Source organism: Mesorhizobium sp. WSM4313 (assembly GCF_002294725.1).
GTDB lineage: Bacteria > Pseudomonadota > Alphaproteobacteria > Rhizobiales > Rhizobiaceae > Mesorhizobium.
Genome location: NZ_NSFT01000005.1, coordinates 317,743 through 335,366, shown reverse-complemented (window position 1 = coordinate 335,366; position 17,624 = coordinate 317,743). Strand labels below are relative to the sequence as shown.

At 64.3% G+C, this 17,624-nt stretch carries 20 protein-coding genes, 1 pseudogene and 1 riboswitch; of the genes and pseudogenes, 13 read left to right on the top strand and 8 right to left on the bottom strand.

Annotated features, from left to right (window positions below):
• Window positions 1–43 precede the first annotated feature (43 nt).
• The 3 genes from ftsE (at window position 44) to CK219_RS14755 (ending at window position 2,567) form a co-directional block, all read left to right on the top strand.
• A complete protein-coding gene (ftsE, locus tag CK219_RS14765; protein ID WP_027167480.1) occupies window positions 44–703 on the top strand; it encodes a cell division ATP-binding protein FtsE in 660 nt (219 codons plus the stop codon).
• Window positions 696–1,682, top strand: a complete 987-nt coding sequence (locus CK219_RS14760) for an ABC transporter permease (protein WP_095767469.1) — start codon at window positions 696–698, stop codon at window positions 1,680–1,682. Before ftsE ends, CK219_RS14760 begins: the two co-directional genes overlap by 8 nt.
• A gap of 156 nt (window positions 1,683–1,838) precedes the next feature.
• Window positions 1,839–2,567: a YdcF family protein gene (locus tag CK219_RS14755; RefSeq protein ID WP_095767468.1), complete on the top strand. Its 729-nt coding sequence runs from the start codon at window positions 1,839–1,841 to the stop codon at window positions 2,565–2,567.
• On the opposite strand, the gene CK219_RS14750 is transcribed toward CK219_RS14755, so the two are convergent.
• Window positions 2,564–3,178, bottom strand: a complete 615-nt coding sequence (locus CK219_RS14750) for a pyridoxamine 5'-phosphate oxidase family protein (protein WP_095767467.1) — start codon at window positions 3,176–3,178, stop codon at window positions 2,564–2,566. The genes CK219_RS14755 and CK219_RS14750 overlap by 4 nt on opposite strands.
• 101 nt (window positions 3,179–3,279) lie before the next feature.
• On the opposite strand from CK219_RS14750, the gene CK219_RS14745 reads away from it, so the two are divergent.
• The gene (locus CK219_RS14745; protein WP_095767466.1) at window positions 3,280–4,182 is read left to right on the top strand and encodes a LysR family transcriptional regulator; all 903 of its coding nucleotides are present in this window, start codon (window positions 3,280–3,282) and stop codon (window positions 4,180–4,182) included.
• A gap of 81 nt (window positions 4,183–4,263) precedes the next feature.
• Window positions 4,264–5,058 carry a 1-acyl-sn-glycerol-3-phosphate acyltransferase gene (locus CK219_RS14740; RefSeq protein ID WP_095767465.1) on the top strand — a complete coding sequence of 265 codons (795 nt, stop codon included), beginning with the start codon at window positions 4,264–4,266 and terminating at the stop codon, window positions 5,056–5,058.
• Between the two features lie 4 nt (window positions 5,059–5,062).
• Here the strand turns inward: CK219_RS14740 and CK219_RS14735 are convergent, their stop codons facing one another.
• The 3 genes from CK219_RS14735 to CK219_RS14725 all read right to left on the bottom strand — a co-directional run bounded on the left by CK219_RS14735 (window position 5,063) and on the right by CK219_RS14725 (window position 7,450).
• Complete coding sequence (locus CK219_RS14735; protein WP_095767464.1) at window positions 5,063–5,683, bottom strand: LysE family transporter; 621 nt, start codon at window positions 5,681–5,683, stop codon at window positions 5,063–5,065.
• 85 nt (window positions 5,684–5,768) lie between these two features.
• Window positions 5,769–6,716 carry an aldo/keto reductase gene (locus CK219_RS14730; RefSeq protein WP_095767463.1) on the bottom strand — a complete coding sequence of 316 codons (948 nt, stop codon included), beginning with the start codon at window positions 6,714–6,716 and terminating at the stop codon, window positions 5,769–5,771.
• A 212-nt stretch (window positions 6,717–6,928) separates the two neighbouring features.
• Window positions 6,929–7,450, bottom strand: a complete 522-nt coding sequence (locus CK219_RS14725; RefSeq protein WP_095767462.1) for a gamma-glutamylcyclotransferase — start codon at window positions 7,448–7,450, stop codon at window positions 6,929–6,931.
• 118 nt (window positions 7,451–7,568) lie between these two features.
• On the opposite strand from CK219_RS14725, the gene CK219_RS14720 reads away from it, so the two are divergent.
• Both CK219_RS14720 and CK219_RS14715 read left to right on the top strand, forming a co-directional pair.
• Window positions 7,569–8,567 carry a DUF2125 domain-containing protein gene (locus CK219_RS14720; protein ID WP_095767461.1) on the top strand — a complete coding sequence of 333 codons (999 nt, stop codon included), beginning with the start codon at window positions 7,569–7,571 and terminating at the stop codon, window positions 8,565–8,567.
• A gap of 89 nt (window positions 8,568–8,656) precedes the next feature.
• On the top strand, window positions 8,657–9,589 hold the full coding sequence (locus CK219_RS14715) for a sugar kinase (RefSeq protein ID WP_095767563.1): 933 nt from the start codon (window positions 8,657–8,659) through the stop codon (window positions 9,587–9,589).
• A 338-nt stretch (window positions 9,590–9,927) separates the two neighbouring features.
• Here the strand turns inward: CK219_RS14715 and CK219_RS14710 are convergent, their stop codons facing one another.
• On the bottom strand, window positions 9,928–10,863 hold the full coding sequence (locus CK219_RS14710; protein WP_176477016.1) for a prephenate/arogenate dehydrogenase family protein: 936 nt from the start codon (window positions 10,861–10,863) through the stop codon (window positions 9,928–9,930).
• Window positions 10,864–10,868: 5 nt separating this feature from the next.
• Window positions 10,869–11,972 carry a histidinol-phosphate transaminase gene (hisC, locus tag CK219_RS14705; protein WP_095767459.1) on the bottom strand — a complete coding sequence of 368 codons (1,104 nt, stop codon included), beginning with the start codon at window positions 11,970–11,972 and terminating at the stop codon, window positions 10,869–10,871.
• 146 nt (window positions 11,973–12,118) lie between these two features.
• A riboswitch (SAM riboswitch) is annotated at window positions 12,119–12,196 on the top strand.
• Between the two features lie 97 nt (window positions 12,197–12,293).
• On the opposite strand from hisC, the gene CK219_RS14700 reads away from it, so the two are divergent.
• The 5 genes from CK219_RS14700 to CK219_RS32155 all read left to right on the top strand — a co-directional run bounded on the left by CK219_RS14700 (window position 12,294) and on the right by CK219_RS32155 (window position 15,204).
• A complete protein-coding gene (locus tag CK219_RS14700) occupies window positions 12,294–13,463 on the top strand; it encodes a homoserine O-acetyltransferase (RefSeq protein WP_095767562.1) in 1,170 nt (389 codons plus the stop codon).
• Window positions 13,464–13,542: 79 nt separating this feature from the next.
• On the top strand, window positions 13,543–14,157 hold the full coding sequence (gene metW, locus CK219_RS14695; RefSeq protein ID WP_095767561.1) for a methionine biosynthesis protein MetW: 615 nt from the start codon (window positions 13,543–13,545) through the stop codon (window positions 14,155–14,157).
• A 60-nt stretch (window positions 14,158–14,217) separates the two neighbouring features.
• Window positions 14,218–14,415 (top strand): hypothetical protein, encoded by a 198-nt coding sequence (locus CK219_RS32165; RefSeq protein ID WP_245340480.1) that lies wholly within the window; start codon window positions 14,218–14,220, stop codon window positions 14,413–14,415.
• The gene (locus tag CK219_RS32160; protein ID WP_245340479.1) at window positions 14,369–14,818 is read left to right on the top strand and encodes a glycosyltransferase; all 450 of its coding nucleotides are present in this window, start codon (window positions 14,369–14,371) and stop codon (window positions 14,816–14,818) included. The genes CK219_RS32165 and CK219_RS32160 overlap by 47 nt, the downstream gene beginning before the upstream one ends.
• A gap of 245 nt (window positions 14,819–15,063) precedes the next feature.
• Window positions 15,064–15,204 carry a hypothetical protein gene (locus CK219_RS32155; protein ID WP_245340478.1) on the top strand — a complete coding sequence of 47 codons (141 nt, stop codon included), beginning with the start codon at window positions 15,064–15,066 and terminating at the stop codon, window positions 15,202–15,204.
• A 1-nt stretch (window position 15,205) separates the two neighbouring features.
• Here the strand turns inward: CK219_RS32155 and CK219_RS14685 are convergent.
• Window positions 15,206–15,545 (bottom strand): annotated as a pseudogene (locus tag CK219_RS14685) (DUF1330 domain-containing protein).
• A 334-nt stretch (window positions 15,546–15,879) separates the two neighbouring features.
• Here CK219_RS14685 and CK219_RS14680 point away from each other — a divergent pair.
• Complete coding sequence (locus CK219_RS14680; RefSeq protein ID WP_095767458.1) at window positions 15,880–16,809, top strand: glycosyltransferase family A protein; 930 nt, start codon at window positions 15,880–15,882, stop codon at window positions 16,807–16,809.
• A gap of 14 nt (window positions 16,810–16,823) precedes the next feature.
• Here CK219_RS14680 and CK219_RS14675 read toward each other — a convergent pair whose 3' ends face one another.
• A complete protein-coding gene (locus CK219_RS14675; RefSeq protein WP_095767457.1) occupies window positions 16,824–17,624 on the bottom strand; it encodes a DUF1194 domain-containing protein in 801 nt (266 codons plus the stop codon).

The window sequence follows — 17,624 nt, the reverse complement described above, 5'->3', positions numbered from 1 at the left end:
AGATTGTGGCGCGTCGCCGCCGAGAGTTTCCAGGTCGCCGAACGTGATCCGCTTCGAAAATGTCGGCCTCCGCTATGGCATGGGTCCGGAGATCCTCCGGGACATCTCCCTGCACATTCCGGAGCGCTCCTTCCAGTTCCTGAGCGGCCCCTCGGGCGCCGGCAAGACGACCCTGCTGCGCCTTTTGTTCATGTCGCTGAAGCCGACGCGCGGCCTGATCACCATCTTCGGCAAGGACCGCTCGCGCATTTCGCGCGGCGAGCTGCCGCTGCTGCGCCGCCGCATCGGCGTGGTGTTCCAGGACTTCCGCCTGCTCGACCATATGACGACCTACGAGAATGTCGCGCTGCCCTTGCGCGTGCGCGGGCGCGAGGAGGCGAGCTACCGCACCGACGTCACCGAGCTGCTGAAATGGGTCGGGCTCGGCGACCGCATGCATGTGCTGCCGCCGGTGCTGTCGGGCGGCGAGAAGCAGCGCGCCGCGATCGCCCGGGCCTTGATCGAACAGCCGGAGATCCTGCTTGCCGACGAGCCGACCGGCAATGTCGATCCGCCGCTGGCGCGCAGGCTGCTAAGACTGTTCATCGAGCTTAACCGGCTGGGCACCGCCGTGGTGATCGCCACCCACGACCTCGGCCTGATGGAACAGGTCGATGCGCGTCGCATGATCCTGGCCGGTGGAAGGTTGGACGTTTATGACTGACCTTCCGGCCGATCACCTCCAGCACGAAACGCTCGAGAAGACGACGGTCCGGCGTGTCCAGCGCAAGACGGCGCCGATCGTGCCGGCGCAGAACATCGCTGGACGGGCGCTGGTGCTGGTCATCGCCATCATGACCTTCCTGTCCTGTCTCACCTTCGGCGCCGTGACGCTGGTGCGCGATACCGCCTCCGTCTGGGAGAACCAGATATCGCGCGAGGCGACGATCCAGATCAAGCCGGCCGACGGTCTGGACATGGAGGCGGCCCTTGCGCAGGCCTCGCAGATCGCCAGCGAGTTCCCCGGCGTGAAGGGCACCAAGATCATCGACCGCGACGCGACCGCGCGTCTTCTGGAACCGTGGCTGGGCAGCGGCCTCAACATTGACGAGCTGCCGGTGCCGCGCCTCATCATCGTCACCATCGACGAGGCCAGCCCGCCCGATTTTGCCGCCATGCGCGCCGCCATCACGCCGAAAATACCGACCGCGGCACTCGACGATCACCGCACCTGGGTCGACCGGCTGGTCGCCATGGCGCGCACGACCGTGACGATCGGCATTGCCGTTCTGGTGCTGATGCTCTCGGCAACCGTGCTGACGGTGGTGTTCGCCACACGCGGCGCCATGGCCGGCAACGGCCACATCATCGAGGTTCTGCATTTCGTCGGTGCCGAGGCGCGCTTCATCGCGCGCGAATTCCGCTGGCATTTCCTGGTCACCGGCATGAAGGGCGCGGCCGCCGGGGGCGCCCTGGCGATCGCCGTCTTCATCGTCTTTTCCTGGTGGTCGTCGCGCAACATGGCGACGCCCCAGGCCGACCAGGCAACCGCGCTGTTCGGCAATTTCGCCATCGGTTCGGCCGGCTATTTCGGCGTCGGTCTGATGGTGCTGGTGATCGGCGCGCTGACCGCGGCCACCTCGCATGCGACCGTCGTCGCCTATCTCAGCGATATCGACGTTCGCCAGCCGGATGCGGGCTGACCCATGAGATCAATCGGAAACCGGCGCAAAGCGCTATAAACAAACAAGACAATGATCACACGCGGGATACCTGCCGTAACGCAATGTGCGCCGTCTCACCTATCAACGGCCGCATTTCGGAGTTAACCATTAGAGGCTTTCAGGATTAACCTGGGGATGATGGAAGCGCGGGATTCGATCGAGACGGCTGGACGAATGCCGGCGATGCGTGTGCGCAGCGCTGCCTTCGCCGGGTTCGGTCGTTTGAGGCTCGCCCTGCGCGTCTGCGGTTTCGTGGTTCTCGCCGCGCTGGCGCTTTTTGCCGGCGGCTTCGGCTGGTTTGCCGACAGGGTCAGCCATATGACGACTCCGGCCAATCCCGCCAGGGCCGACGCCATCATCGTGCTCACCGGTGGGCAGTCGCGGCTCGACGCGGCGATGGACCTGTTAGCCTCCGGCAAGGGCGAACGGCTGCTGATCAGCGGCGTCCATCCGTCGGCAACCAAGCGCCAGCTGCAGGCGGCGATGGGCGGCGACAAACAGCTCTTTTCCTGTTGCGTCGATATCGACCGCGCCGCGCTCGACACCATCGGCAATGCCGAGGAAAGCGCCAAATGGGTGGAGAACCACGCCTATGGCAGCATCATCATCGTCACCAACAATTACCACATGCCGCGCAGCCTGCTTGAGATGGGCCGGCTGCTGCATGGCGCGCGCCTGGAGCCCTATCCGGTGGTCAACACCAATCTCGGCAACGGCGGCTGGCTGACCAAGCCGGAGGCCCTGCGTGTGCTGCTCACCGAATACAGCAAATATGTGCTGTCTCTGGCGCGCGGCTTCCTTCCGCTGCGCGCGACGCCCGAAGGCGTCGCGCTCGCCGAAGCCTCGACGGTGGTGAAGAATTAGACTTCGCCTGGCGTGCGCAGGCGCGCAATCTCCTGCTCCAGGCCGGCGATGCGCCGGTCGCGCTCGGCAAGTGCGGCCGCGACATCCGCCGCCTCGAAGCGCTGCGGGATGTGCTGCGGGCAATTGGCGTCCCAGGCGGAGACCGTGAACAGGATCGCCTGCTCCGGCCGCGCCTTGTAGTCCGCGGGCATCAGCTTCGCCGTCAGCTCCGGGTCATTCTCGACGACGCGCGCCCTGCCCCAGATCTTGATGCGCTGCCGGAGCATATAGTCAATCAGGAACAGGAAGGCCTGGTCATTGTCCTCGAGATTGCCCTGGGTGATGAACTGCCGGTTGCCGGAAAAATCCACAAAGCCGATCATGTGCTCGTCCAGCACCTTGAGAAAACCGGCCGGCCCGCCGCGATGCTGGATATAGGGCTGGCCTTCGGCGTTGGCCGTCGCCAGGAACACGCTGGTCTGCGCTTCGATGAAGGCGGCGAGGTCCGGCGTGATTGTTGCCCGCCAGCCGCCGCGCTGCTCGACGCGCGCATAGGAATCGCGCGAGCCCTTGCGGGACTGGATGGCCTTGACGGTCGGCGTGAAGGCGACGTCGCTGGTGAATTCATTCATGCCGGCGCTCCGCGAACGGGGTCGCTCACCAATTAGGCTCTTCCGAAAACCGGATGTAGAGAGCATATTTGCAATCTGTCTTTCCATATTTCGGAAGAATAATGGATCGCCTCGACGCTATGTCCCTGTTCGTCGCCACGGCCGAGGCCGGCAGCCTTTCCGCCGCCGCGCGCCGCGCCGGCATCCCGCTGGCGACCGTGAGCCGCAAGCTCTCCGAACTGGAGAAGCACTTGGGGACGCGCCTGCTCAACCGCTCGACGCGGCGCCTGACGCTGACCGATGCCGGCCAGTCATACCTGGCTGCCTGCCGTCGCATCCTCGACGAGGTGAGCGAGGCCGAGCGCGATGCTGCCGGCGAATATTCGAGCCCAACCGGCGAGCTGGTCATCACGGCGCCGGTCGTGTTCGGCCGCCTCCATGTGCTGCCGGTGATCGCCGGCTTTCTCGCCGTCTACCCGCGAGTGGATGTCCGCTTGACCCTGTCGGACCGGATCACCCAACTGGTCGAGGAGCATATCGATCTCGCCCTGCGCATCGGCGAGCTGCCGGATTCGGCGATGGTTGCGATCCGCGTCGGCTCGATCCGCCGTATCGTCTGCGCAAGCCCCGCCTATCTCGCCTTGCATGGCACGCCGACGACCCCGCAAGACCTTGCCGGCCACGACTGTGTCACCTTCGAAGGTCTCGCCGCTCCCGCGGCATGGAGCTTCGGAACCGGCAAGACGGAAACGACAATCCCTGTTCGCTCGCGCCTGCAAGTCAACACCGCCGAAGCGGCCATCGATGCCGCGATTGCCGGGCTCGGGCTGACGAAAGTGCTCTCCTACCAGGCGGATGCCGCCGTGCGCGCCGGCGCGCTGCGGCTGGTACTGCAGCCCTTCGAACCGCCGCCCTGGCCGGTGAGCCTCGTCCATGCCGGCCAGGGCCGGCTGCCGGTCAAGCTGCGCGCCTTCCTCGATTTCGCCGCGCCACGTCTCAAGGAACGGCTGGCCAGGTCACTCTAGCGGCACCATTCGACAATGGCGGCGTTTCCTTTTTGCCGCCGCTTGGTGTAACCAACGCACACTTCCTCACGGGCCCCTTGCATGCTCATCATCCGCTCGCTGGCGTTCAACTTCGTCTTCTATCTCAGCCTGATCGTCCAGATGATCTTCTGGACGCCTTTCTATTTCCTGTCGCCGCGCCACCGCGCCTGGTTCGTGCCGAAATTCTGGTCGCGGACCTCGATGTGGCTCTATGACAAGATCGCCGCGACGAAGAGCGAGATCACGGGTGTCGAGAACCTGCCCGAAGGCTCCTTCATCCTGGCGCCGAAGCATCAGTCCTTCTGGGACGCAATCGCCTTCTTCCCCTATCTCGACGACGCGCTCTACATCCTGAAGCGCGAGCTGACCTGGATCCCCTTTTTCGGCTGGTACATCTTGAAGATGCGCATGATCCCGGTCGACCGCGGCAACCGTTCGAAAGCGCTGAAGGCGGTCGTCGTCGCGACCAGGCAGGAGATGAACCGCAATCCGCGCCAGCTCATCATCTATCCCGAAGGCACCCGCCGCCCGCCGGGCGCCGAGCCGTCCTACAAATACGGCATCGTCGAGCTCTACACGCAGCTCGGCGTTCCTGTGGTCCCGGTGGCCCATGTTGCCGGTCTCTACTGGCCGCGCCGCAAGTTCCTGCGCTATCCCGGCACCATCAAGGCCCGCTTCCTGCCGCCGATCCCGCCAGGGCTCGGCAAGGAGGAATTCATGCAGCGGCTGATCGGCGAGACCGAGGCCGCCTGCGACCAGATGCTTGTCGAGGCGGCGCAGGCGCCGAACCCGCCGCCGATGCCGCCGACGGCGGTGAAGCGGCTGTCGGAACTCGGCGTAACCGCGAAGACCTGATCGGCTACCGCAGCACCGCGAACAGGGTCGTCAGCACCAGCGTGGCGGCAAACACCAGGTTGATGATCCGCGAGGCCAGCGGAAGGCGCAGGACGCGTGCGAACGCTGTTCCGGCAAGCAGCCACACAACGTGGATGGCGACGATCATCGCGGCAAGCACCAGCAGCCTTGTGGAAACGCCGAGCGCATCGGCCTGCGACGCGGCGCCGGCGAAAACCGCTGCGATCGCCACATAGGCTTTTGGATTGGCGACGGCGAGCATGAAGCCGCCGAGAAAATCGGGCTTCGTCCCCGTGCTCCCGCGCTCCGCCAATGGCGGCGCTGTCGCTATTTTGAAGGCGAGATAAAGGATGTAGCCTGCCGAGGCGACCGCCAGCACCGGCGCCACTCCCGGCACCGAGGTCAGCATGCCGAAAATCCCGCCCGCCACCGTCAGAAGCACGGCTATCGTGCCGAGCACCACGCCGGACGTGTAACCCAGGGAAGGACGCAGACCGAAAGCCGCGCCGACCGCGGTCATGCTGATCGTCGCAGGTCCCGGGCTGCCCATGACGACCATCGCCGCCAGGATAAGCGCCAGCACCTGCTGCCAGGTCTGCGCCTCGTTCAAGATGCCATCGGCCATGCCGAACCCTCCTGCCGCCGCGATGCGACAGGACTTAAGCGGGTTTTGTCATGGCGGTCTTGGATGTTCGTGCGCAGCGCCCATCTCAGGCGCTGGCCCGGTCCAATGCCGCGATATCGTCCGCCGAAAGCTTGAGCGACGCGGCCCGAATCAGGCTGTCCATCTGGGCCGGGGTCGTGGCGCTGGCGATCGGCGCGGTGACGCCCGGCCGCGCGACGATCCAGGCCAGCGCCACCTCCGCCTGCTTGGCCGAATGGCGCTCGGCCACGGCATCGAGCGCGGAAAGGATGCGCATGCCACGCTCGTTGAGATATTCGGCGACGTCTTCGCCGCGCGCGCTCTGGCCGAGATCGGCCTTGCTGCGGTATTTGCCGCTCAGGAATCCCTTAGCGAGGCTGAAATAGGTGATGATGCCGATATCCTCTGCCTTGCAGAGGTCGAGCAGCGGTCCGTCGAGCGACGAGCGGTCGTACAAATTGTATTCGGGCTGCAGCACCTCGTAACGTGGCAGGCTGCGCAAGCTGGCGACGTCGAGCGCGGCGCGCAGCTGCCCGGCATCGAGATTGGAGCAGCCGGGATAGCGGATCTTGCCCTTTTCGAGCAGGCGCTGATAGGCGCCGAGCGTTTCCTCGTAAGGCGTGGCCGGATCCGGCCAGTGCGACAGATAGAGGTCGATGACATCGGTTTGCAGCCGCTTCAGTGAAGCGTCGACCGCCTTTTCGATATAGGCAGCGGAGAGGTCGCGCTTGCCCTGGCCCATGTCCGAACCGACCTTGGTGATGACGATGACCTGATCGCGGTTGCCGCGGCTCTTCATCCAGTTGCCGATGATCGTTTCCGATTCGCCGCCCTTGTTGCCGGGAACCCAGCGCGAATAGGCATCGGCCGTATCGATGGCGTTAAAGCCGGCAGCGACGAACCGGTCGAGCAGATCGAAGGAGGTCGTCTCGTCGGCGGTCCAGCCGAAGACGTTGCCGCCCAGGACCAGCGGCGCGATGGAAAGGTCGGTGCGACCGAGACGACGTTTCTGCAAGACTGATCTCCGTGATGCTGGAACGGGCCTGACGCCCAAGGATGGGATGCCGCTAAGCTAGGTCGCGGCCGGGCGAGGTCAAAGGCATGGTTTTGTTTTTTGATCGGACCAGAGCAATTCCAGCAAAAGTGCGTCGCGGTTTTGCGTCTGGAATTGCGTAAAAACAAAGAGATAGAGCATTGGAGGCGAAATTATTTCGCCGAAAATGCGCGTCACGAAGACGCGACCCGACGGCCCACCTCCTCCAGCCAGTGATCGCGGATGCCGAGCGCCTCGAGATGCTCAAGTGTGCTCAAGACATAGTCCTCGTTCCGGCCGGATTGGCCGACCGCGCCGCGAACGATCCTGGCCGCATGATCGGCGTCGAGCGCGCCGGCATACTGCTCATGCTGGCGGTCGACGGTGTAGGCGACCGCCTCGACCGCGCCTCCACCATCCAGCCGGACATCGAGAATGCGCTCGAGATAGATGCTGGTGACCAGCTCGCGCTCGCGCAGATAGGAAAGCACCTCGTCGCGCAAATTGCCGGGAACACGGTAGGCGAGGCCGACGCAGGAGCCGCCCCGGTCGAGGCCGAGCACCAGGCCCGGCCGCGCGCGCGTGCCGCGATGCACGAATGAATAGACGCAAAGCGAGCGGCGATAGCCGTAAAGCCGGGCGCGGCGCGTCTCGACATGGGCAAATCCGGGCCGCCAGATCAGCGACCCGTAGCCAAAAACCCAAAAATCGCCCATATCGCCAAGCCTGATCGCATTCGAGTGAACGACACCGCACCGCCGAGGTGCTTCTTCTGGCCCCCGCTTGTTTGCGTATTGGTAAATGCCCGCTCGCCGGGTTAACGAGAGCCGCAGCATGACGTCAAGTGACGAGCGATCGCCCAAACTTCGCCGCCGGCTGTTCTGGCTTGCCGCACTCCTTGTCGTGCTGTTCGCCGCCTATAGCGGCGGCTGGTTCTATCTCGCCGACAGGCTCAAGACCGAGGCAGATCAGGCGGTGGCGAGACTGGGCAGCAAAGGCATCGCCGCCGGCTGCGCCAACCTCGTCGTCAGCGGCTACCCGATGAGCTTCACGGTTTCCTGCGACAACATCGCCTATGAAGACGACGCCCGGAAGGTCGCCGCCTCCACCGGCAGCTTCAACGCCGTCGCCGGCCTCACCGGCCCCCTGTCGCCGGTCGCCGACCTGCGCGGGCCGCTTAGGATGATGGCGCCCGGCATGCCGCCGCTCTGGATCGACTGGGACCGGTTGCAGGCCAATGTCAAAGTGTGGTGGCCGTTGCCAAGGAGCGTTTCCGTGCAGGCTGAAGGCCTGAACGGTCAGACCGACCCGCAGGACGACACAGATCCGATGCAATTGTTCAGCGCCGGCAAGGCGGCCGGCCGATTGCAGCCGGCCGGCCAGGACATCAATTATGTCGGCAGCTTCGGCGACCTGGAGATCAACGCGGATGCCATCGACGGACGCGTGCTGCCGGCGCTGGACGGCAGTGGCGACGTGACGCTGAAGAACGGCGTGGCGCTGATGGCAGCGCCCCCGAAGAGCCTGCGCGGCCAGTCGATCGAGATCGCTAAGCTCGACCTGTCGTCGGGCACGGCGCGTGTCACCGTGTCCGGACCGGTCTCCGTGGATGCGGAAGGGCTGGTCAACGGGGACCTGACGATCAAGCTCAAGGACCCGAAAGCGGTGGCATCTATCCTTGCCGGCGCGATTCCCGAGCATAAAAGCGAAATCGAGCAGGGTTTTTCTGCCATTGCCATGCTTGGCAAGGAACCCTCCTTGCCGCTCAAGATCGTCAAGGGCAAGGCTTCGCTGGGCTTCATCCCGCTCGGCAAGGTCAAGCCGCTTGAATAGAGCGTGGTCCCGAACCGAAGGTCAGCATAGCAAAAGGTGGGGACCGGTTTTCGGGTGAGATCATGCCGACTGAGAAGAGTAAAGCAACGATGCCGAAGCCGGTCAGACTGCTCAGCGTCGGCGCCTTCACCCTCGATACGATCCTTCGCGTCGAGACGCTGCCCGCGCATCAGGGCAAGTTCATCGCCAGCGACGGCGTCCAGATCGCTTCCGGCATGGCGACGAGCGCCGCCTGCGCCGCACATCGCCTCGGCGCCGAGGTCTCGCTTTGGGCAAGCACGGGCGACGATCCGGTCGGCGACCAGCTTATCGCCGACATTCAGGCCGAAGGTATCGACTGCAGCCTAATCCGCCGGGTTCCCGGCGCGCGATCGGCGCTGGCCGCGATCGTGGTGGACGCGCATGGCGAGCGCGTCATCGTCCCCTTCTACGACAAAAAGGCTCAAGCCGATCCCGAGGCGCTGCCGCTTGCCGACCTCTCCGGCTTCGACGCCGTGCTGGTGGATGTCCGCTGGCCGGGCGCCGCGGCGCTGGCTTTGGGCGCGGCCAGATCGACCGGCCGTCCGGCGATCCTGGACGCCGACACCGCGCCGATCGAGGTGCTGGAGCGGCTCTTGCCCTTGGCCTCGCACATCGTCGCTTCCGAACCGGCGGCGCGCATCGTCTGCGGCCACGCGCTCGACCCCGAAAGCGCCTGCGCCGACCTCGCTTCGCGCACCGATGCCTTTGTCGCGGTGACCGGCGGCGCGGCCGGCACCTGGTGGCACGACCGCGCGACTCGGCGCGTGCGCCATGTCGAGGCGCCGAAGGTCAAGGCGATCGACACGCTCGCCGCCGGCGACGTCTTCCACGGCGCCTTCGCCGTCGGCCTTGCCGAGGCCATGCCCATGGAGGAAGCCCTACGCTTTGCCAGCGCCGCCGCGGCGCTCAAATGCCTGCGCTTCGGCGGCCGCCTCGGCGCGCCGGATCGGGCCGAAACGCTGGCGATGATGGCGGCGCACTGGCCGCCAGCCCAGGGGTAGAACGCAAGAGTATCTCGGCTATTTCCGCGAAATCGGCACAAATGCTGGGGTTGGCGTAAGCCGCTCAACCTCGTCATTCCAGGGCGGAGCAGTCGCGAGGCGGCGTCGCGGAGACCCTGGAATCCATTCCGTGACCTGAGCCATGGAACGCGGCGGAGCAGAATTCTGCACCGCGACAGCGCTCGGAAGTCACGGAATGGATCCTCGGGTCTGCGCGCGTCGCTTCGCTCCTTGCTCAGCCCGTGGATGACGATCGCGATGGGCGTTTCGGCCAATCTCCAGCGCATGCGCCTGCCCAGGCTGACAGGTCAATCCACGCCAGAGAACGAGGGAAAAGCCTAAGGCTTGGCCGGGTGCTCGACCGCCTGGCGACCGAAATCCGGCACATCGATATCCTGGCCGGCCTCGATGATCGAGCGGCGGATTGCGCGGGTGCGGGTAAAGAGGTCGAACAGCTTCTCGCCGTCGCCCCAGCGGATCGCCCGCTGCAGCGAGGCCAGATCCTCCGAGAACCGCGCCAGCATCTCCAGGATCGCGTCCTTGTTGTGCAGGCAGACGTCCCGCCACATGGTCGGATCGGAAGCGGCAAGGCGGGTGAAGTCGCGGAAGCCGGAAGCGGAATATTTGATGACTTCGCTTTTGGTCACCGCTTCCAGATCGTCCGCCGTGCCGACGATGTTGTAGGCGATGATATGCGGCAGATGCGACACGATCGCCAAGGTCATGTCGTGGTGCTGCGGGTCCATCGTATCGATGTTGGAGCCGCAGCGCCGCCAGAATTCCGAAAGCGTCTCGAGCGCCGCGGGATCGGTGCCCGGCAGCGGCGTGAAGATGCACCAGCGGTTCTCGAAGAGATCGGCAAAGCCGGCATCGGGTCCGGACTTTTCCGTGCCGGCCAGCGGATGTCCGGGGATGAAGTGCACGCCTTCGGGCACATGCGGCTGCATTTGCGCGATGACTGAGGCTTTGGTCGAGCCGACATCGGTGAGGACGGCGCCCTTCTTCAGCGCAGGCGCGATCTCGGCCGCAACCTCGCCGGACGAGCCGACCGGAACCGAGACGATGACGAGATCGGCGTCACGCACCGCTTGGCTGGCGTCGGTGCTGTAAGAATCGCCAAGGCCAAGCTCCTCGGCGCGCTTGAGCGTCGAAGCGCTACGCGTCGCTATGGCGATATGGCGCGCCAGGCCCTCGCGGCGGATGACGCGGGCGAGCGACGAGCCGATAAGGCCGATGCCGACCAGCGCTATTTTCTCGAACATCGGTGACGCCATGGTGTCTAGCTTTTCAGGAAGGTCTTAAGCGCATCGATGACGCCGCGATTGGCTTCCTCGGTGCCGACGCTCATGCGCAGCGCGTTGGGGAAGCCGTAGCCGGTGACGCGGCGCAGAATGTAGCCGCGGGCGCTCAGATAGTCGTCCGCGGCCGCCGCCGAATGTTTCTCGCCGTCGGGGAAATGGATCAGCACGAAATTGCCGACGCTCGGCGTGACGCGCAGGCCGAGCCCGGTCAGCTCGGCGCTGAGCCAGGCCAGCCATTTCTCGTTATGCGCCACGCTGCGCTCGATATGGGCGCGGTCGCGGATCGCGGCGATGCCGGCCTCGATCGCTGTGGCGTTGACGTTGAAGGGGCCGCGAATGCGGTTGATCGCATCGACGATATGCGCCGGCCCGTACATCCAGCCGACGCGCGCGCCGCCGAGCCCGAGCTTGGAGAAGGTGCGGGTCATCACCACGTTCTCGGAACTGCCGGCGAGCTCGATGCCGGCCTCGTAGTCGTTGCGCCGCACATATTCGGCATAGGCCGCGTCGAGCACCAGGAGCACGTTCTTCGGCAGGGCAGCGTGCAGCCGGCGCACTTCCTGGAACGGCACGTAAGTGCCCGTCGGATTGTTGGGATTGGCGAGGAACACGATCCGCGTCGCCGGCGTCACCGCGGCCAAAATCGCGTCGATGTCGGCGCGCTCCTCGGTTTCCTTGACCGCCACCGGCTTGGCGCCGGCCGCCTGGATATAGATCTTGTAGACCATGAAGGCGTGCTCGGTGAACACGGCCTCGTCGCCCGGCGCAAGATAGCTCTGCGCCAGCAGCCCCAGGATCTCGTCGGAGCCGTTGGAGCAGATGATGTTGGCCGGGTTCAGCCCATGCACCTCGGCGATCGCCTCGCGCAGCCGGCGGGCAGAGCCGTCCGGATAGACATCGAGCTTCGCCGCCACTTCGCGCGCGGCCTCGATCGCTTTCGGCGAGGGCCCGAGCGGATTTTCGTTCGCCGACAGCTTGTAGACTTTCGCCACGCCGGCCGGCGCGGTGCTTTTTCCCGGTACATAGGCCTCGATGTCCATGATGCCCGCGCGGGGCGTCGGACGGGGCTGATCCTGCTTCATGTCACAAATCCGTCGAGAAGGCCTTCAAGGCCGCAGCGGAAATACAGGCCACGGGCTGGAATGTCGAGTGCCGGCGGCTGGCACCCGTATCCGGTCGCGAGGAGGCCACCCGTTGACGAAGCGCGGCGCTGGTCCTAGAAGGATTGCCAGACTCCCGTGGTGATTTGGCCGGTCGGCTTGCAGCCACGTTAAACAATTCGCTAAAGGGCCGTTTGCAACCCTGTAACCGGCTTTGCGACGGCAATGCCGGTTTTTTATTGTCCGCTGCCGGCCGGACACCGCGTCGGGACGAAACCGATGCGGGACAGGATGAGGACGGACATGGCCGCTCAGCGTGCTGCAAGAACCAACGACGAGGCCGACCATCCGTCGAGCCCGGTGCTGCGGTTCGGCCCCGACAAGCCGCTGAAGCTCGACGCCGGCACCTTTCTTGCGCCCTTCCAGATTGCCTACCAGACCTATGGCACGCTCAACGACGCGCGTTCCAATGCCATCCTCGTCTGCCATGCGCTGACCGGCGACCAGCATGTCGCCAACACCAATCCGGTGACCGGCAAGCCGGGCTGGTGGGAAGTGCTGATCGGGCCCGGCAGGATCATCGATACCAACCGTTTCTTCGTCATCTGCTCCAATGTCGTCGGCGGCTGCCTCGGCTCGACTGGTCCGGCCTCCACAAACCCGGCGACCGGCAAGCCCTACGGGCTCGACCTGCCGATCATCACCATACGCGACATGGTGCGCGCGCAGACGATGCTGGTCGATCATTTCGGCATCGAGAAGCTGTTTTGCGTCCTTGGCGGCTCGATGGGCGGCATGCAGGTTCTTGAATGGGCGGCGAGCCATTCGGAGCGCGTGTTCTGCGTACTGCCCATCGCCACCGGCGCCCGCCATTCCTCGCAGAACATCGCCTTCCATGAAGTCGGCCGACAGGCCGTCATGGCCGATCCCGACTGGCATGGCGGCAAATATCTCGATTTCGGCAAGCGGCCGGAAAAAGGGCTCGCCGTCGCGCGCATGGCCGCTCATATCACCTACCTTTCGGAAGCCGCGCTCCACCGCAAGTTCGGCCGCAATTTGCAGGACCGCGAGGCGCTGACCTTCGGCTTCGACGCCGATTTCCAGATCGAGAGCTATCTGCGCCATCAGGGCATGACTTTCGTCGACCGCTTCGACGCCAATTCCTACCTCTATCTGACCCGCGCGATGGACTATTTCGACCTTGCCGCCGATCACGGCGGGCGCCTCGCCGACGCCTTCGCCGGCACCAAGACGCGTTTTTGCCTGGTTTCCTTCACCAGCGACTGGCTGTTCCCGACCGAGGAGAGCCGATCGATCGTGCATGCCTTGAACGCGGCGGGCGCTTCCGTCTCCTTCGTCGAGATCGAAACCGATCGCGGCCACGACGCCTTCCTGCTCGACGAGCCGGAACTGTTCGCGGCCATCAACGGCTTCATCGCCTCCGCCGCCCGCGCCAGGGGGCTAAGCCTATGACCCCGAACCGAAGGTCAGCGAACGCAAAAAGTCGCCGACTTTTCGGACCGGGATCATGCGCCATGCAGGAGGCGAAGCCATGAGCGTCAATCGCGCCCAGCGTGTCGACCTCGAGGTCGTCACCGATCTCATCCCGGCCAATTCGCGCGTCCTCGATGTCGGCTCGGGCGACGGACTGCTTCTGGAACTCCTGCAGGAGACCAAGCAGGTCGACGGCCGCGGGCTGGAACTGTCGCAGCGCGGCGTCAACGAATGCGTGGCGCGCGGCCTTTCCGTCGTCCAGGGCGATGCCGACAAGGACCTCGAATTCTATCCCGACAAGGGCTTCGACTTCGTCGTGCTCTCACAGACCCTGCAGGCGACCCGGAACCCGAAGCTGGTGCTCGACGAGCTGCTTCGTATCGGCAACCGCGCCATCGTCTCCTTCCCCAATTTCGGCCACTGGCGCGTGCGCTTCTCGCTGTTGGTCAAGGGCAGGATGCCGGTCACCAAGGACCTGCCCTACTCCTGGTACGACACGCCCAACATCCATTTCTGCACCATCCGCGACTTCGTCAACCTGTGCGAGGAACTCGGCGCGACCGTCGAGAAGGCAACCGCGCTCGACGCCAACGGCCAGAAGATCGGCCTGTCGATGCCTTGGTGGTTCTGGAATTTTTTTGGTCAGCAGGCGGTGTTTTTGCTGAGGCGATGACGGTAGCTTTGGTCGAACCTTGTGTTTTCTGCGATTACGAGATGGGTGCGAACGGTGGCAATGGAACATCCAACCTATTCGATTGTGATTGAAATGGAAAATGCCAGATCCGTCGACTGGGACGAGATCGGTTTGGGATTGAAGGCCCTGGCGCGCGAGATCGCCGCTGTTTCCGCAAAAGGCTTTGCGCGACCGAAGGTTATTATCTCGCATGCCGGGTCAAGACGCCGACGCCTCGATCCTGCAAAGCCACATTAAGGCCGAAGCGCCGCAGTTGGGCGAAGCCGCCGAGATGATCTTCGCCGCCTGCCCAGGTGGCCGGTATTACGAGCTCAAGAACAATGGCGTGCGTTTAGCCGAAGGGAACGCAGTCATTTTCACGGATTCCGACACGGTTACCGAGCAGGGTTGGCTCGCAGCTATGCTGACGCCCTTTCGCGATAACGAAACCGTCTGCGTCAACGGTCATACCTATCTTTGGTACGATGATTTCTCTTCGCGAACCTTCGCCTTGATCTGGTTCTTCCCGATGGCCCGTGGAGACAAGAGATTTGCGGCGAAGCGAGCCATCAATGCCAACAATGTCGCCTTCCGGCGCGACTGGATTTCCAGTCATCCCTTCCGGAACACAATGGTTTCAAGGTGTCTTGCACGCTGTTGATGCATCAGCTTTGGCGCGAGGGCCACAAAATCGTCAATGTCGACGCGCGCGCTTACCACTACCCGCCGCGCGGTTTGCGTTTCTTCTGTTGGCGCGCTCTGGTGACTGGCAGGGATGCCGATCGGAAGTTCGTCGCGCTTCATGCCCCTAATCGCGCCCGGCGGATCGCCAAATCGTTCTCTCGCTGGGGAACGATGTCGTGGCGCACAACACGTCGCGTGATCGCTCATGCGCCACAGGCTGGCATGCCTTTCTGGCAGATTCCGTTTTCGCTGGCGCTCGGCCTAGCATTCTACACCCTTGCCTTTCTCGGTCATTTCGGCCTGGCTGCCGGCATCGTTCGCGACCAGATCGAGACCTTGCCCGATTATACCGGGCACAGCTAATTTAGGCAGTGCGCACGCCGTCGGCCGTTAAACCAAGCACATCCGTAGCCTTGTGCGGATGCTCGACGCCGTCGAGGAAGATCACGTCGGACTGCGAGTTCTGGGTGCGCAGCGAAAGGATAGGCCGGTGAATTGTACCAGTCCCGCATATGCTGCCTGCCGGGGAATTCGATGACGATCAGGTGCCCGGGCCAGCTGTTCTCGACGACCTCGACGTCGCCGCCGTGGACGACGAAGCGCCCGCCGAACGGCGCCAGCGTGGCGTCTATCCTCTCGAGATATTCGAGTATCCAGGGACCCGGAGTGACTTGGCGCATGTGGGCAACGGCGTAAGCGGTCATGATCCTGCTCCTTGATGAAACAAAGCCGATCGGTCGGCTTCTTGGAGATCACCATGCGGCAGCTAGGTAGTTCGGTCGATTACCTCAGAAATAATCGGGACAAAACCGTCCGTTGGTTCCTATTGGCGGGCCGCCTAATCAACAGGAAGGCCAGTTGTGTTGCCATCAGACCGCAATGTTGCGGAAAAACCGCTAATTTCGGCATTTCTCGGCCGGCCTGGCGTGACACAAAGGGGGGTTTTTTGTAGCGTCGGCCGCAAATCAGAGGTGGGACACGAAGATAGCCATCGGACCCATCCGACAAACGCTAGATCCGACCGGTGGTGGCAGCCCGATGTCGAGCCAGGACGTTCCGCTGATCTCAGTGATCACGCCAACCCACAATCGCCGCAGCCAGGTCGTGCGCGCGGTGGAAAGCGTTCTGGCGCAGACACTTACCCGCTTCGAGCACATTGTGGTCGACGACGGTTCGACCGACGGGACGGCCGCTGCGCTCGCCGAAATCCGCGACCCGAGGCTGATTTATGTCGGCGCCAAATGGCGCGGCGCCAATGCCGCGCGCAATGCGGGTATCGAACGCGCACGGGCGCCGGTCGTGACGTTTCTCGATTCGGACGACGTCTATCTGCCGGACCGGCTGGAACGAACACTGGCGCGCTTCGACCAGAACCCCTCGCTCGAAGTCCTCATCAGCTCGTTCGTATCGCTGAAGGGCGGCCGCAGCACCAAATGCATCAATCGCGACGCCTTCCTCGACAAGAGCACGCTGCAGCGCGCCCTGGTCTCGCAGACCATCTTCATTGCCGGCTCGGCGATCACCGCAAGACGCGAGTCGCTGCTCGCGATCGGCGGCTATGACAGCGACATCACGCGCATGCAGGATCGCGAATTGCTGCTGCGCTTTGCCCAACGCGGCGGCGCCTTGCTGTCCGAGGATATCGACTGGAAGAAGTACAATTCGGAGAATTCGATCTCCGGCCGCCGCGATGGCTATGTCGAGGCCTATGCCAGTCTGATCGATAAGCATCCTTATATCGCCGACCGATATCCCGACGTTCCGCCTTACATGATAGCGCGCCAGATCATCGCCGATATCCTCAAGGGCAGGTTGCCGCAGGCGTTTTCGGGCTATCATGCCAACCGGTCGTCCAAGTCGCTCGGCTACTCGCCCGCCGAACTCTTGCGCGGCTATGTCGTCGGCCGCCGCTGGCGGCGCGATTGCTACGACGAGTTCCGCGCCAAATACAGCGCCCGGGCGGTCTGAGAACCGCAAGACGGCTATCTGTCGAGTTCCGGGAAATAAGGATCGGAAAACCGCTGCCGCAGGCGCTCGCCCAGCAGGCAATCGACCGGCATCGCATCCTCGACGTGGAAGGATCTGGCGTCTGTCAGGCCGCTGACTTCCTGGACCAGCTTGCGGCGGACGGCGGTCGAGAATTCGGACGCCGCATAGATCGGCAGCACGAACGAACCGGCTCCTCCGGTCACGCAGTCGGCGTAGTAGCGGTCGAGACGGCCAACACTCGGCGACGGACTGATCAGTATAGGCAGGCCGTTGATGACGACACCGCTGGCAACGGCGGCATCGCGGACTGCCGTGACGGGCAGCCCGGTATTGTTGGGCCCGTCTCCCGATATGTCGATGACGCGGCGTGGCGCCGAAAAGCCGGTTCTCTCCAGGAGCCCGGCGCCGAAGCCGAGGGCGCCCGAGATCGAGGTGCCGCGGAAGCTGCGGAACGGCCGCGTGGCGATCTTGTCGGCGAAGGCGTTGGCGCTGTCCTCGCCGTCGATGATCTGCCAGGCAATGGCCCCGTCCTCGCGCACGACGCCCGCCCATTCGAAATAGGCGAGCGCTATGCGGCCATTTGGACCCGCGCGTACGGCGTTGATGAAGTCGGGATGGCGCAGCGCTTCGACATAGCCGGCGCGCTGCAGGGCGAGTTCACGCTGGTCCATCGACTGCGAGATGTCGACGGCAAGCACAAGTTCCACGTCCACCGGCGCGCCTTTGCCCGGCATCGGCAATGGCGCCGCCTCGGCGCAGGCAAGGCACACAAGCAGGCCGAGCATCGCAAGCAT

Excerpts from the sequence above, each read along its gene's own strand:
- CK219_RS14735 (WP_095767464.1), bottom strand. The coding sequence starts at position 5,683 with ATGGCCGATGGCATCTTGAACGAGGCGCAGACCTGGCAGCAGGTGCTG.
- CK219_RS14725 (WP_095767462.1), bottom strand. The coding sequence starts at position 7,450 with ATGGGCGATTTTTGGGTTTTTGGCTACGGGTCGCTGATCTGGCGGCCC.
- CK219_RS32165 (WP_245340480.1), top strand. The coding sequence starts at position 14,218 with ATGGAACATCCAACCTATTCGATTGTGATTGAAATGGAAAATGCCAGA.
- CK219_RS14745 (WP_095767466.1), top strand. The coding sequence starts at position 3,280 with ATGGATCGCCTCGACGCTATGTCCCTGTTCGTCGCCACGGCCGAGGCC.
- CK219_RS14755 (WP_095767468.1), top strand. The coding sequence starts at position 1,839 with ATGATGGAAGCGCGGGATTCGATCGAGACGGCTGGACGAATGCCGGCG.
- CK219_RS14700 (WP_095767562.1), top strand. The coding sequence starts at position 12,294 with ATGGCCGCTCAGCGTGCTGCAAGAACCAACGACGAGGCCGACCATCCG.
- CK219_RS14680 (WP_095767458.1), top strand. The coding sequence starts at position 15,880 with ATGTCGAGCCAGGACGTTCCGCTGATCTCAGTGATCACGCCAACCCAC.
- CK219_RS14715 (WP_095767563.1), top strand. The coding sequence starts at position 8,657 with ATGCCGAAGCCGGTCAGACTGCTCAGCGTCGGCGCCTTCACCCTCGAT.
- CK219_RS14675 (WP_095767457.1), bottom strand. The coding sequence starts at position 17,624 with ATGCTTGCGATGCTCGGCCTGCTTGTGTGCCTTGCCTGCGCCGAGGCG.
- CK219_RS14750 (WP_095767467.1), bottom strand. The coding sequence starts at position 3,178 with ATGAATGAATTCACCAGCGACGTCGCCTTCACGCCGACCGTCAAGGCC.
- CK219_RS14760 (WP_095767469.1), top strand. The coding sequence starts at position 696 with ATGACTGACCTTCCGGCCGATCACCTCCAGCACGAAACGCTCGAGAAG.
- metW (WP_095767561.1), top strand. The coding sequence starts at position 13,543 with ATGAGCGTCAATCGCGCCCAGCGTGTCGACCTCGAGGTCGTCACCGAT.
- CK219_RS14740 (WP_095767465.1), top strand. The coding sequence starts at position 4,264 with ATGCTCATCATCCGCTCGCTGGCGTTCAACTTCGTCTTCTATCTCAGC.
- hisC (WP_095767459.1), bottom strand. The coding sequence starts at position 11,972 with ATGAAGCAGGATCAGCCCCGTCCGACGCCCCGCGCGGGCATCATGGAC.
- CK219_RS14720 (WP_095767461.1), top strand. The coding sequence starts at position 7,569 with ATGACGTCAAGTGACGAGCGATCGCCCAAACTTCGCCGCCGGCTGTTC.
- CK219_RS32155 (WP_245340478.1), top strand. The coding sequence starts at position 15,064 with ATGCCTTTCTGGCAGATTCCGTTTTCGCTGGCGCTCGGCCTAGCATTC.
- CK219_RS14710 (WP_176477016.1), bottom strand. The coding sequence starts at position 10,863 with ATGGCGTCACCGATGTTCGAGAAAATAGCGCTGGTCGGCATCGGCCTT.
- CK219_RS32160 (WP_245340479.1), top strand. The coding sequence starts at position 14,369 with ATGCCGGGTCAAGACGCCGACGCCTCGATCCTGCAAAGCCACATTAAG.